Raw genomic sequence first — 13,314 nt, forward strand, 5'->3', positions numbered from 1 at the left:
TAGGTTTAGTAAAACACTTTACACAAGGAAATAGCAATACATAACACGCAATGGAGAAAGTGAATTTTCGTTAACGAAGGGGGGACTGTTGTCGGTAGAAACAGAGACATTGCGCTCAACAAGGCTGTTAAGGCAAGTGTATAAAATCAATGAGCGAGCAAAGGGGCGCTGGTGCAGACAAAGTAAAGAGGAAAGAAAAATGGCGGTCAAATTGACCGCCATTTTTGAATTTCTTAGATAGCTTGCACGTTAGCAGCTTGAAGACCTTTTTGACCTTCTTCAACTTCAAATTCTACGCGCTGACCTTCTGGAAGAGTTTTATAACCTTCAGAGACAATTGCACGGAAATGAACGAAAACGTCCTTGCCGCCATTATCTTGAGTAAGAAAACCATAACCTTTATCAGCGTTAAACCACTTAACGGTGCCTGTAACTTTAGACATGTCGTATAGACCTCAAATATCGTAATAAATTGCGCAAAAGAGCGCGTGTAACTGTGTTTCTGTTGGTCTTTAAATTGGCGGAGTATTGAGGCTTACTTACGAATGGACTAACAAAAAACACAAATTACAGGGTAACTCGAGCAGTTTTTACTTGTAGCAACATATAGCAAATAATACAAATCTCGTCTATTTAAAGACTCTGGCAAACAGCCACTGCCACTATAACACTCTTGGTAACAATTAACATACTAATTAATGGCTTATTAACCAGATTCATAAAAAGTTCATTATTGCTTTAGTGTTATTGGCGACTATTTCGCCAAGACAGGAACCAAAAAATACTCCCTATAACACCGCTAAATGCTGGGAAATACCACGAAATGTCGTAAATTGGCAGAATAGCGGCAAGTAGAATAAAAGTACCGCCAACCACACTTAAGTGAGTGGTCTGAGTAGTTCTTTTCTGCTCTTGTAGAAGCGCTACAGTGGCTTTTTGGTGCTGTAACGGCATCCTTTTTATGTGCTGTAAACTGTCATAAAGCAGATCTGGCATTTCAGGCAGTTTTTCAGACCAAAATGGCAAGTTGGCTTTCACTTTCCCCATCATGGCAGAAAATCCAATCTGCTCTTTCATCCAGTTTTCTAAAAATGGCTTCGCCGTTTTCCATAAGTCCAGCTGTGGATATAACTGTCTTCCCAATCCTTCCACATACAGCAAGGTTTTCTGCAACAGCACCAGCTGAGGCTGCACCACCATGTCGAAACGGCGGGCTGTATTGAATAGTTGTAGCAATACATTACCAAAGGAAATTTCGGCTAGGGGCTTTTGAAATATAGGCTCGCATACCGTTCTAATGGCCATTTCAAATTCATCGATGTTGGTGTCTTGAGGTACCCAACCAGAATCGGCGTGAAGTTGCGCTACTTTGCGATAGTCTCGATTAAAAAAGGCAATAAAGTTCTCGGCCAAGTAGCGCTTATCTTCTTTATTTAGGGTTCCTACAATGCCGAAGTCGATAGCGATATATTTGGGGTTATCTGGGTGTTCGGTGGAAACAAAAATGTTGCCAGGGTGCATGTCTGCATGAAAAAAGCTGTCGCGAAACACTTGGGTGAAAAATACTTCTACACCGCGCTCTGCTAACTTTTTTAAATTGGTATTTTGCGCAATTAACGCATCGATATTCGAAATGGGAATGCCGTAAATTCGCTCCATAACAAGCACATTATGACAACAGTAGTCACTGTAAATTGTAGGTACATACAGGGCATCAGAGCCCTCAAAGTTGGTGCCCAACTGAATACCGTTAGCCGATTCACGCAGTAAATCAAGCTCATCCACGATAGTCTTACGATACTCCACCACCACTTCAACCGGGCGCAAGCGCCTGCCATCGGGAAGCCAGCGTTGAATAATGTTGGCAAAGCTGAACAACAGCTCCATGTCTGCCACTATCGTATCGCGAATATCAGGGCGCAGTACTTTTACCACCACGTCTTCGTTATTTGTCTTTAATTTTGCCGCATGCACTTGAGCAATAGACGCTGATGCTAAAGGCGCTTCTTCAAATTCACTAAACAGTTCGCTCAGTTCGCTTAGGCCTAAAGAGGACTTAATGATCGCTTGGGCCGCTTCTGAAGGAAAAGGAGGTACTTTATCTTGCAAACGAGCCAGTTCGTTAGCAATAGAGGGCGCAAGCAAGTCTCGGCGTGTTGACAGCATCTGGCCAAACTTAATGAATACAGGCCCTAAGCTTTGTAGCGCAAGCGTAATTCGCTCGCCTTGGGATTTACCTTTGTGCTTGTTGCGCACCCAAAAGATACTGTGGCGTAATAATCGCGCATACCAAGGTAACCACTTTGCAGGAATTAGTTCGTCGAGGCCGTGTTCTAGCAGCACTCGATTAATTTGATACAGCCTAACAATTCGCATGCAAGTCTCTTATTTAAGTCGTTCTTCTAAATCACGTAGCCTAGCGTCTAAACGCTCTGTGCTATCTCGCAACGCACTAACTTCATCGCTAAAATGCATAACTGCAAGCTTATGTGCAGCCAACTTTTTTTCTTCCACTAAGGCGTTGCCAAACACATCACCCATGTTGGCAAACATCGACATGGATTTTTCATGAATAGCTTTTACCGTTTTCATCGACTGATGGGCAAAAACGTCATTTGTTCTAATAGCGATAAGCTCTTCTACATCTATGTCGAGATCTTTGAACAAACTGCTTGCCTGCTGCGCCACATTTAACTCGCCCTCTAGATACAGCGCTTTCTGCTGAATAAGGCGGGTTAATTGACTGGTTTCTTTTAGCGCTGGCAATGTATCGAGTGAGGTTTTAATACAACAGTCTTTGGCACCTAACTGCGCCTTTACCTCTTCAAAATCACCATGCTCTATCAATACATCAACCTTGTCGGAAAACACCAGGGTAATGCCAAATGGAATAGGAGATAAAAACGCTGTCATCCGCGAACCGTCGAGGGCGTTAAGCCTCGCCTTACTGTCGCTATCGAGCGCTAGCAGTTTATTGATAGAAGCTTCTAGCGTAGCCGCAAAAAGTGCAGATGCAGGCATTAAAATTTATAGCCTCGGTGAAGCGCTACAATACCGCCCGTTAAGTTCTGGTAGTCGCACTGTTCAAACCCGGCTTCTTCAAACATGCCTTTCAAGGTGTCTTGGTCTGGGTGCATGCGAATACTTTCAGCTAAGTACTGGTAGCTTTCTGCATCGTTCGCGACCAATTGCCCCATCTTGGGAAGTAAGTGAAATGAATACATGTCATAAAGCTTACTGAGCTGCTCAGATGTTGGTTTAGAAAACTCTAACACCAATAAGCGACCGCCAGGCTTTAGCACCCGATAGATTGAATTAAGCGCGTTTTGTTTTTCCGTCACATTTCGCAGACCAAATGCCATGGTAACCACATCAAAGTGGTTGTCTGGAAATGGCAGTGCTTCTGCATCAGCTTGAACGTAGTCGATATTGCTGACAAGCCCGCGATCGCGCAGTTTATCTCGACCTACCTGAAGCATGGATAGATTAATATCAGCAAGGGTTACACGGCCAGTAGGGCCAACTAAGCGAGAAAATTTAGCAGTTAGGTCGCCAGTGCCACCTGCAATGTCTAGCACCTTATTGCCTGCGCGCACACCTGAACAATCGATAGTGAATCGCTTCCATAAACGATGAACGCCCATGGACATCAAATCGTTCATTACATCGTATTTCGCTGCGACAGAATCGAAAACGTTGGCAACTAAAGACGCCTTTTTTTCTTTCTCTACTTGCTTAAAACCGAAGTGCGTCTTTTGATCTGTAGCTTGCTCTGCCGTTTGTTCCACATCGTTTTCTAGCACGTGCTCTTCAGAGAGAGAATGCTTGGATGAAGAGTGCACATCACCCGCTGATGAGGTCTGATTGTCGCTCATAACGTTCCTATTGCTAACTGTATTTCACAAAACTGAAGTGTATAGGATTGTGAGGGTAAGCTAAAGCCTTAACGCACCCGTGAATTCGTACCCCAGCTGAATGCCACCGTAGTGCTAATTTCTTGCAAAGACCGGCCACTTTCTTTATGCCAATTGGCAAACGTATCATTCGCTGCCCTAAGGCTTTTCTTCGAGGTAAGGCCGCCGTCCACAATATCGTTTTTACGTAAATAATCTTCCACGTCACGGGACAACAAGAAGGTATCAATACCTAAGGAACGAAGTGTATAAGGCCCAGTATTTCCGCCAAGCCGTGCGCCTCGTTTTTTCAAAAAAGCCCAAAGCTCGGTGATGTTTTCAGGACCAAAAGACGCCACAAACTTTCCAAAACTTCCGTATTCTAACGACACATCTTTAATCATGATGGCGTTATCTCTCACGGTCATGACTTTTTTATAATTTCTTACTATGCGTTTATCAGATGCTTTTTGCTCCAGCATCTCATCAGGCATCAACAATACTTTGTCGATATCGAAGTTAAAAAAAACCGTTTCAAAGTCGTCCCACTTATTTTCGATAACTCGCCACACAAACCCCGACTGAAACACTTTTTTCGTCATTGCGGCCAAAAAGCGATCGTCCGGAATAGTAGCCACTTCAGAAGCCGACAAGGGTGCGTGAAGCATAGCTTCAAGCACCCTTTTTCCGCCTTTTCGCTCACACGCTCGCTGATATATAGAGTGAAACGATTCAGCCATAGCGTGTGTTATCCTTTTATCCCACTGTGACGCAGCAATGCATCCACTTTAGGCTCTCGGCCTCTAAACGCGATAAATAGCTCCATTGGCGGTTTGCTTCCACCCATTTCTAAAATATTTGTCAAAAAGGCTTTTCCGGTCTCACGATTGAAAATACCGTCTTCTTCAAACTTACTGTAAGCATCGGCGGATAATACCTCAGCCCACTTGTAGCTGTAGTAGCCCGCTGCATATCCACCCGCAAAAATATGACCAAATCCATTTTGGAAACGGTTGAAAGAGGGTGGTACAGATACGGCCACTTCGTCTCTTACACTATCGAGCACACCTTGCACGTCAACGGTGCTGCCTTTTTCACTGTGAAGTAAGAAGTCAAACAAACTGAACTCTAACTGTCTGACCATCTGCATGGCAGATTGATAGTCTCTGGCTGCTAACATACGTTCTAGTAGGTCTGCCGGTAATGGCTCGCCAGTCTCATAGTGTCCAGAAATGAAGTTAAGTGCGTCTTCTTCCCAGCACCAGTTCTCTAAAAACTGACTGGGTAGCTCTACCGCATCCCACGGTACGCCATTGATACCAGATACACCCGCCACGCGCATTTTGGTTAACATATGGTGGATGCCGTGACCAAACTCATGGAAAAGCGTTACCACTTCATCGTGGGTGAATAAAGCAGGCTTATCGCCAATGGGCGCGTTAAAGTTACACGTTAAGTAGGCGACAGGAAGCTGCAGTTCGCCATTGCTCATTTCGCGACGCACGCGACATTCATCCATCCACGCACCGCCGCGCTTTTTCGCTCGTGCATACAAATCTAAATAGAAGCTTCCGCGAAGCACGTCTGCTTCATCAGTAATAGTGAAGTAGCGCACATCTTCATGCCAGGTATCTACACCAGGCTGCTCGACAATCGATAGGCCATAAAGTTTGTGAACCACATCAAATAACCCGGACAGCACTTTGTCTTCTGGGAAATAAGGGCGCAGCATTTCATCTGAGATTGTGTATTTCTCTTGCTTCAGCTTTTCGCTGTAATAAGGTAGGTCCCAAGATGCTAACTCAGTCACATTGTGCGTGGTGCGGGCGTACGCTTTTACTTCGTCTAACTCTCGCTCTGCCTGAGGCTTCGACTTAGCCGCTAAATCGCGCAAGAAACCAATGACCTGCTCGGTAGAGTCCGCCATTTTAGTCGCTAGCGAACGCTCAGCGTAACTTGAAAATTCCAGCAGTTCAGCAATCTCAGTGCGAAGCGCTAGTATCTGTTTAATGATATCGGTATTGTCCCACTTGCCCGCGTTAGGCCCTTGATCAGACGCTTTCGTTGAATACGCGCGATACATTTCCTCACGCAAATCACGGTTATCGGCATACAGCATCACAGGAAGATAAGATGGAATATCTAGCGTGAACAAATAGCCCTGAAGATCTTTTTGATGGGCAGCCTGCGCTGCCGCTTCTAAGGCAGACTCTGGCATACCCTCTAACACACTTTTATCACTAACATGCTTGGTCCACCCCATGGTGGCATCCATCACATTATTTGAAAACGTAGAAGACAATTCACTTAGCTTTGCCTGTATTTCTGCAAAGCGCTTCTTTTGCGCATCAGGTAAGGCCACGCCAGACAGCGTAAAATCTCTAACCGCGTTTTCAACTACTTTTTGTTGTTCATCATCTAGGCTGCTGAACTCTTCTGAATTTTGTAGCGCTACATAGGCATTGAACAGACCTTCATGCTGCCCAACCCATGTGCCATATTCTGACAATAATGGTAAGCAGGCATCGTGGGCCTCTCGCAGCTCATCACTACTAACCACACTGTTCATGTGTGAAACTGGTGAAAATATTTTGCTAAGTCGGTCGTCAACTTCTTCTAGACGAAGCACCACATTTTGATAAGAATAATCTTTAGACGCGACTACATCGTCAATTTCTGTTTTGCAGGCCTCAATAGCACGCTCAACGGCTGGTTTTATCGAATTGGCTTCAATGCCAGAAAATATAGGTAAACCGTCGACTAATTCAATTGCTGGGGTCGTCATAATATATTTACTCTTATCGTTGTATGCATAATCTTAGTTATAAATAAGGTGGGGGTTTTTCATCGAAAAACAACATTCATTCTTACCCAAGCTTCGTCTAAACAATACCGCCACACTTCGCTGTATCATGCCATGCTTGGTTAGTGATTTGACTTAACCTGTAAGTACAACTATTTTTTAGTCGAAGATCAAAAGCTATTATCAGTGACAAAGCGCACTTTTGCTGGTGTCTCAGTCGCCATAAACTGAAATGTCACTAATGTCACATTTAAATCTTTTGTCTACTTTGCCTTCCCTGCGCATGACGCTATAATTCACTGGGATATGAAAAAGGCGAAACTATGAAGACACTTACATCGGGCGAAATAGCATCATACTGCGATGTTAATTTGCGTACCGTAATCAGATGGATAGAAAACGGTAAACTTAAAGGCTTCAAGCTTCCCGGCCGAGGGAATAATCGTGTGCTCGTTGAAGATTTCATTGAGTTTTTAGAGCGTCACGACATGCCCATCCCCGCCTCACTGAAGGGTGACGCAACACCTTCAATACTTATTGTCGATGATGAAATGCCCGTTGCCAAGTCAATTCAACGGGTAGCACGCAGAGCCGGATTCGACAGCTACATTGCTACCGGCGGGTTCCAAGCGGGCATAATGCTTAGTCAGTATGAGCCTAAGGTAATGACACTCGACCTGAGTATGCCGGGAATGGATGGATACAGCGTGATCGATTTCACACGTGAGCAAAGCAAATACAAAGATTTAAAAATCGTTGTTATTTCTGCACTTGATGATATTAGCCTTGAACGTGCCTTAGAAATAGGGGCTGATGCATCACTTCAAAAGCCATTTTCTAACCACGATCTCACCATGGTACTCGAGCAGTTTATGTCGATGTAGGACAAGAGAGCATAAGGAGCGTTTTCATGTGTAGAATATTATGTGCAATGTGCACCGCTTTTATACTGATGCTACCGCATGGAGTACAATCGAAAACCCTCACCTTTGGCGTTGTTCCTCAACAGTCTGCAAAAAAAATGGTGAAGTCGTGGCAGCCTCTCTTTGACTACATCGAAGATTACACCGGCCTCACTATCGATTTTCACACGGCCAAAGATATCCCCTCCTTTGAAGCTAACTTAGCGAATGGCGAATACGATATTGCTTACATGAATCCGTTTCATTTTGTCGTTTTTAATTCGTCGGTGGGTTACCAAGCCCTCGCAAAACAAAAAGATAAACGCTTGCAGGGCATTATTTTTGTGCACAAAGACAGCGGCATTCAGTCTTTGTCCGAACTAAACGGGGCCGAGCTAGTATTTCCAGCACCGGCTGCCTTTGCCGCAAGCATAGTCACGAGCGCCAAATTACGAAACGAAAATATTGCTTTTGTTCCTCGCTATGTAAACTCCCACGATTCCGTTTATTTGAATGTAGAAAAACAGTTTTTTATCGCTGGCGGTGGAATTTATAGAACGCTGCAGTCATCTCCAGCCCAACAAGCGTTAAAAATATTGTGGGAAAGCCCTCTTTATACTCCTCACGCTATTGCTACACACCCAAGGCTGAGTGAGGATGAAAGACAATCTATACTCAACGCGTTAATCTCGATTTCCAGCGATGCCAGTAGCGCCGATGTACTGAAGAACTTGGGTATGAACGGCTTTGTTGAAGCCGATGATTCTCATTGGGATGATGTCCGTGAACTTGGCATATCATCACTATCTCGGCCCCATAGTTAAAGGACTAACTGTGCGATTATCGTTGCGAACAAAAACCATCACAGGCGTAGTATCAATAACCGCCATACTGCTTATTGTTTTAGTGGTCACTATTTTTCAATTTTTAAACGACCTAGTTGATAGCAGCGTTGAAAAATCTGCAAGCACAAGCGCGGCACTGTTTGTCTCTACCACTAAAAATGCATTTTTAAGTTACGACCTTTCCTCTCTTGATGCTGATGTTACAGAAATACTCACCAACCCCAATATTGCTTACGTAAGGGTTAAAGACAAAAACAACAGAGTATTTGTTGAAAAAGGCGATTCAATCGCTTTGCAGAACACGTTTAACGAGGACACCTCGGCCTCACACACCGACGATGGCATTTACGACACTCGGGCTCCCATCTTGGTGAACGACACACTCTACGGCCATGTGGAAATGGGGTTAAATATTGCTTCGGTGACAGACTCGGTGTCGCGGGTGAGAAGCTGGACGCTCACCCTAGCGGTGCTTGAGTTTGTACTTGTTGGATTGTTGTCTTATTTACTTGGCTCTTACTTAATGAGACAGCTTCAATCACTTCACACTGGTGCTAAACATCTTGGCGAAGCCATTGAGAATAATCATTATCAAAATATCCTTATCGAGGTTCGCGGTAAAGACGAACTCAGTGATTTAGCTGAAGCTTTTAACCATTTAGTGGAGCGCTTAAGAGAAGAGCACGGCCAGCGGCAGCGTTTTGAAGATGAGCTTAAAGAACTCAACGCCCTGCTTGAAGACAAGGTACGTGACAGAACGGCAAAGCTAAATCAAAAGAACATGGAGCTTGAAGACACAAACACAAACCTCAAAGAGGCACAGGTGCAGTTATTGCAAGCAGAGAAAATGGCTTCCGTTGGTCAATTAGCTGCCGGTGTTGCTCATGAGATAAACAACCCTGTTGGCTTTGTGAGTAGCAACATATCAACGTTAAACGACTATATTGCCACCTATCAAATGTTATTCGCGCAGGTCACCACGCTACTAAATAGCGATGATGAGGCTCAGCGATTAGCTCTCATTACCGATATAAAGCAAAACATCATTGATAAAGATATGGCATTTATTAATGAAGATATTAGCGATTTACTCAATGACTCCACCGAGGGGCTTCATCGCGTTGCAGAAATAGTGAAAGGGCTAAAACTCTTCTCTCGGGTAGATAGCGATGGCGTGCAGTTACACAACATTAACGATTGCGTACGCACCACATTGGCCATGGTTAATAACCAGCTAAAGTATGTATGTAGTGTAGAAACCAAATTAGGCAACGTGCCTGCGGTGACGATGAATATCGGCAAAATCTCACAAGTAGTGACGAATTTGCTCATCAATGCAGGACAAGCGGTAGAAAGCACAGGTATACATGGAAGAGTCACTATCTCCACAGTCGTCGCTGGCGATTTTGTAGAGTTAAGAGTGGAAGATACTGGGTGCGGTATTCCTCAAGATAATTTAGATAAGCTGTTTAATCCATTTTTCACTACCAAGCCAGAAGGGCAAGGTACTGGGTTAGGATTGTCTATTTCGTTTGGAATAGCACAAGAGCATGGCGGTCGCTTAAGCGTTACAAGCCAAGAAAATGAAGGCAGTAAGTTCACATTGGCACTACCCATTGTGAAAGATAAAAGTGACGAACCGGAAACCTAGCTACCTTGGGTAGCCTATTGACTAACAGTCAAGGTAGTAATATTTGGTTACGATATTGAGTAATTGTCGCTATATAAAGAAAGACTCAACGTAGGCAGTGCAATGCTTACATAGTGAGAGGCAGCGTTTTAACAGGATTACGTTTTTTATGACAGCACCTACCCCAGAAAAGCCGGTGACATACACTGTCTTATTTGTCGATGACGAGCCCAATATATTGCGCGCGATAAAACGTGCTCTGTTTACCATGGATATTAATTTGCTGCTCGCTGATGGCGGCTCAAAAGCCCTAGAGCTGATGGAAAAGCAGACTGTCCATGTGGTGATTTCGGATATGAAAATGCCGCAAATGTCAGGGGCTGAACTGTTAGGGCAAGTCGCTAAAAACTATCCTGACACCTTTAGAGTGGTTCTCACCGGCTACGCCGATATCGAGTCTACAATCAAAGCCGTAAACCAAGGTAAAATTCATCGCTATTTGCAAAAGCCATGGGATAACCAAGAGCTCATTTCAGTTATCAATGAAGGGCTAGAACGGGTTAAGCTTAAAGAAGAAAATACGCGGCTGCAAAAGCTGACTCGTCTTCAGAACAAAAAGCTCAAAGACATTAATACGTCCCTTGAAAGTGTGGTTCAAAAAAGAACCCGTCAAATAAAATTTGCGCTAAATAAGATTGAGAAGCACAACCAGGCCATGGAGCAAGTGCTGTTCAACGTAATCAGTATCAACCCCCATATCAACGGTAAGTTTGCCATTGAAGTGAGCGAACTTGCGGCAAAGATTGCCCGTATTGCACAGTTAGAGAAAAGTGATATCAAACAGGTAAAGTATGCGGGGCTCATATGCGAACTCGGTCAATTGGGTTTGCTGGTAGAAGATTTTGCCGAGCCGTTTGCTAAGCTGAAATATCAACAGCAACAGAATTACTTATCGCAAACCAAACAAGCTGCGCTTATTCTCGCTCCAGCCGAAGAGCTTCAGCCCATATCAGATATCATCGAGTTTCAGTTTGAGCACTACAATGGTTCAGGCCTTTACAATAAGGTGGCGAAAGAGATCCCTGTGGGAGCGCGAATATTGGCGATTGCAAGGGACTACTGGCGTTTGGTCACCGGCAGAATGAGCGGTGTAGAAATGCTGCCTCGAGACGCCAAAGCAGAAATGAAAAAACACAGAAACACCCGCTACGACGGTGAGTTTCTTGACTTATTATTAAGTGCCGAGGATATTGGCACCTCTACCCTTCTCGATACCACAATGAAGGCCGCTCAGTTAAAAGAAGGGATGCAGCTGGCTCAAAACTTGTATAACGACAGTCATATACTCATCTTGCCTGAAGGCCACGTATTTAACCGTGCAACCATTCAAAAACTACAGCAATTTGAAAAAGAGCGCGGTAAAGCATTTAGCATTCAAATAGAACCAGAAAGCAATTCTGAGACTACAAGACAGTAGTTTCTCTTTAAGAAGGTGCGCTAGCCGCTAATAATTAGCGACTAGCGCACTTGTTATACCAGTCCTCATAGATAATTACCTACTCAACGAGACTTAAAAGGTTCGTAATTGCGGCGTGTTATCGCAGGTATAGTGGTTCTGCATCAAGGTGACACAATAAAGAGTACGGACATTTTTAGCAGTAAAGGCTTGTGGTTGATGTGTGCTCAATACGCATAGTTACAGGTATTGCTTGCGATTAATCGCATTATTGCCGCTGGCGATGCTATTTCGTATGTCGTTACAGTAGAATTCATGTGAGAATGGGAAAATAAGAATTGGCTCTAACAATTTAAAAGGCTTTTGTATGAAACATTTTGATTATATTTCTATTGGCGGCGGTAGCGGTGGCATTGCATCGGCTAATCGCGCAGCAAAGCACGGCAAAAAAGCGGCAATTATCGAAGCAAAGGATATTGGTGGCACCTGTGTAAACGTGGGCTGTGTTCCTAAAAAAGCCATGTGGTACGGGGCACAAATTGCAGAAGCCGTGCACCGCTATGCGCCAGAATATGGATTTGATGTTTCAGTCAATCACTTTAGCTGGGATGGCCTAATTGCAAGTCGCCAAGCGTACATTGAACGCATTCATGCCTCATACGATCGCGTGCTAACAGCTAACGACGTAACTCTAATTCACGGATTTGCTAAGTTTATCGATAACAATACGATTGAAGTGAATGGTGAAAAAATTACGGCAGACCACATTACTATTGCAGTAGGCGGCCGCCCTTCTATTCCAGATATCGAAGGGGCGCAGTACGGCATCGACTCAGATGGCTTTTTTGCCCTAAAAGAGCAGCCTAAGCGCGCAGTCGTTGTGGGTGCTGGCTACATTGGTGTTGAATTGGCAGGTGTACTTCATGCGTTAGGTACAGAATCTCACCTAGTAGTGAGAAAACATGCACCACTGAGAAACTTCGACCCTATTATTCACGAAACATTGGTTGATATGATAAACGCCGAAGGCTGTAAACTACATACCTTCGCCAGTGTTGAAAAAGTGGAAAAAGCTGACGATGGTGAGCTAACGATATCGTTAACCAACGGCGAACAGTTAAAAGCAGACTGCTTAATTTGGGCCATTGGTCGTGAGCCATCTACCGATAAAATCGGATTGGAAAATACCGATGTTGAGCTTAGTGATGACGGTACGGTGAAAGTGGATAAATACCAAAACACCACGGCCAAAAATGTATACGCCGTGGGTGACATTACCGGTGAAGCAGAGCTAACTCCCGTTGCGATAAAAGCTGGCAGACTGCTCAGTGAGCGTCTGTTTAACGGGCAAAAAGATGCGCATATGGACTATTCACTTATCCCAACGGTGGTGTTTAGCCACCCACCTATCGGCACGATTGGAATGACAGAGCCAGAAGCCATTGAGGCGCACGGCGAAGACAATATTAAAACTTACACGTCAAGCTTTGCATCTATGTACACCGCCGTAACCCGTCATCGCCAAATGACAAAGATGAAGCTTATCTGCGCCGGTAAAGATGAAAAAGTGGTTGGCCTGCACGGTATTGGACACGGCATGGATGAAATATTACAGGGTTTCGCAGTGGCCATAAAAATGGGCGCAACAAAAGCTGACTTTGATGCCTGTGTCGCTATTCACCCTACCAGTAGCGAAGAATTCGTTACTATGACCTAATTTCTGGGCTCTGGGTTCTGGGTTCTGGGCTTTGGGCTTGGGAATTAGGCATTGGGCTTGAGCTCTTA

11 protein-coding genes are annotated in these 13,314 nt (G+C 44.4%); 5 read left to right on the forward strand and 6 right to left on the reverse strand.

Annotation, left to right across the window (positions count from 1 at the left end; translation table 11 throughout):
• Positions 1-233 precede the first annotated feature (233 nt).
• The 6 genes from cspE to prlC all read right to left on the reverse strand — a co-directional run bounded on the left by cspE (position 234) and on the right by prlC (position 6,678).
• On the reverse strand, positions 234-443 hold the full coding sequence (gene cspE, locus O9X84_RS12225; RefSeq protein ID WP_269520052.1) for a transcription antiterminator/RNA stability regulator CspE: 210 nt from the start codon (positions 441-443) through the stop codon (positions 234-236).
• 301 nt (positions 444-744) lie between these two features.
• Entirely contained in the window at positions 745-2,376 is a 1,632-nt protein-coding gene (gene ubiB / locus O9X84_RS12230) for a ubiquinone biosynthesis regulatory protein kinase UbiB (RefSeq protein WP_269520053.1), read from the reverse strand.
• Between the two features lie 9 nt (positions 2,377-2,385).
• Positions 2,386-3,021 carry a ubiquinone biosynthesis accessory factor UbiJ gene (locus O9X84_RS12235; protein ID WP_269520054.1) on the reverse strand — a complete coding sequence of 212 codons (636 nt, stop codon included), beginning with the start codon at positions 3,019-3,021 and terminating at the stop codon, positions 2,386-2,388.
• On the reverse strand, positions 3,021-3,875 hold the full coding sequence (gene ubiE, locus O9X84_RS12240; RefSeq protein ID WP_269520055.1) for a bifunctional demethylmenaquinone methyltransferase/2-methoxy-6-polyprenyl-1,4-benzoquinol methylase UbiE: 855 nt from the start codon (positions 3,873-3,875) through the stop codon (positions 3,021-3,023). The genes O9X84_RS12235 and ubiE overlap by 1 nt, the downstream gene beginning before the upstream one ends.
• 68 nt (positions 3,876-3,943) lie before the next feature.
• Positions 3,944-4,633: a DNA-3-methyladenine glycosylase I gene (locus tag O9X84_RS12245; RefSeq protein WP_269520056.1), complete on the reverse strand. Its 690-nt coding sequence runs from the start codon at positions 4,631-4,633 to the stop codon at positions 3,944-3,946.
• Between the two features lie 8 nt (positions 4,634-4,641).
• Positions 4,642-6,678 (reverse strand): oligopeptidase A, encoded by a 2,037-nt coding sequence (gene prlC, locus O9X84_RS12250; protein WP_269520057.1) that lies wholly within the window; start codon positions 6,676-6,678, stop codon positions 4,642-4,644.
• A 341-nt stretch (positions 6,679-7,019) separates the two neighbouring features.
• On the opposite strand from prlC, the gene O9X84_RS12255 reads away from it, so the two are divergent.
• The 5 genes from O9X84_RS12255 to gorA all read left to right on the forward strand — a co-directional run bounded on the left by O9X84_RS12255 (position 7,020) and on the right by gorA (position 13,246).
• Positions 7,020-7,580, forward strand: coding sequence for a response regulator (locus O9X84_RS12255; RefSeq protein WP_269520058.1), 561 nt, complete (start codon positions 7,020-7,022; stop codon positions 7,578-7,580).
• Positions 7,581-7,606: 26 nt separating this feature from the next.
• Complete coding sequence (locus tag O9X84_RS12260) at positions 7,607-8,422, forward strand: phosphate/phosphite/phosphonate ABC transporter substrate-binding protein (protein ID WP_269520059.1); 816 nt, start codon at positions 7,607-7,609, stop codon at positions 8,420-8,422.
• A 10-nt stretch (positions 8,423-8,432) separates the two neighbouring features.
• On the forward strand, positions 8,433-10,094 hold the full coding sequence (locus tag O9X84_RS12265) for a sensor histidine kinase (protein ID WP_269520060.1): 1,662 nt from the start codon (positions 8,433-8,435) through the stop codon (positions 10,092-10,094).
• Positions 10,095-10,242: 148 nt separating this feature from the next.
• Positions 10,243-11,550 (forward strand): response regulator, encoded by a 1,308-nt coding sequence (locus O9X84_RS12270; protein ID WP_269520061.1) that lies wholly within the window; start codon positions 10,243-10,245, stop codon positions 11,548-11,550.
• A 346-nt stretch (positions 11,551-11,896) separates the two neighbouring features.
• Entirely contained in the window at positions 11,897-13,246 is a 1,350-nt protein-coding gene (gene gorA / locus O9X84_RS12275) for a glutathione-disulfide reductase (protein WP_269520062.1), read from the forward strand.
• Positions 13,247-13,314: the final 68 nt, after the last annotated feature.

It is taken from the genome of Alteromonas sp. BMJM2, assembly GCF_027257845.1.
Lineage (GTDB): Bacteria > Pseudomonadota > Gammaproteobacteria > Enterobacterales > Alteromonadaceae > Alteromonas.

What these genes read in the sequence shown, in the direction of transcription:
- cspE (WP_269520052.1), bottom strand. Translation starts at nt 443, where the DNA reads ATGTCTAAAGTTACAGGCACCGTTAAGTGGTTTAACGCTGATAAAGGT.
- ubiB (WP_269520053.1), bottom strand. Translation starts at nt 2,376, where the DNA reads ATGCGAATTGTTAGGCTGTATCAAATTAATCGAGTGCTGCTAGAACAC.
- O9X84_RS12235 (WP_269520054.1), bottom strand. Translation starts at nt 3,021, where the DNA reads ATGCCTGCATCTGCACTTTTTGCGGCTACGCTAGAAGCTTCTATCAAT.
- ubiE (WP_269520055.1), bottom strand. Translation starts at nt 3,875, where the DNA reads ATGAGCGACAATCAGACCTCATCAGCGGGTGATGTGCACTCTTCATCC.
- O9X84_RS12245 (WP_269520056.1), bottom strand. Translation starts at nt 4,633, where the DNA reads ATGGCTGAATCGTTTCACTCTATATATCAGCGAGCGTGTGAGCGAAAA.
- prlC (WP_269520057.1), bottom strand. Translation starts at nt 6,678, where the DNA reads ATGACGACCCCAGCAATTGAATTAGTCGACGGTTTACCTATATTTTCT.
- O9X84_RS12255 (WP_269520058.1), top strand. Translation starts at nt 7,020, where the DNA reads ATGAAGACACTTACATCGGGCGAAATAGCATCATACTGCGATGTTAAT.
- O9X84_RS12260 (WP_269520059.1), top strand. Translation starts at nt 7,607, where the DNA reads ATGTGTAGAATATTATGTGCAATGTGCACCGCTTTTATACTGATGCTA.
- O9X84_RS12270 (WP_269520061.1), top strand. Translation starts at nt 10,243, where the DNA reads ATGACAGCACCTACCCCAGAAAAGCCGGTGACATACACTGTCTTATTT.
- gorA (WP_269520062.1), top strand. Translation starts at nt 11,897, where the DNA reads ATGAAACATTTTGATTATATTTCTATTGGCGGCGGTAGCGGTGGCATT.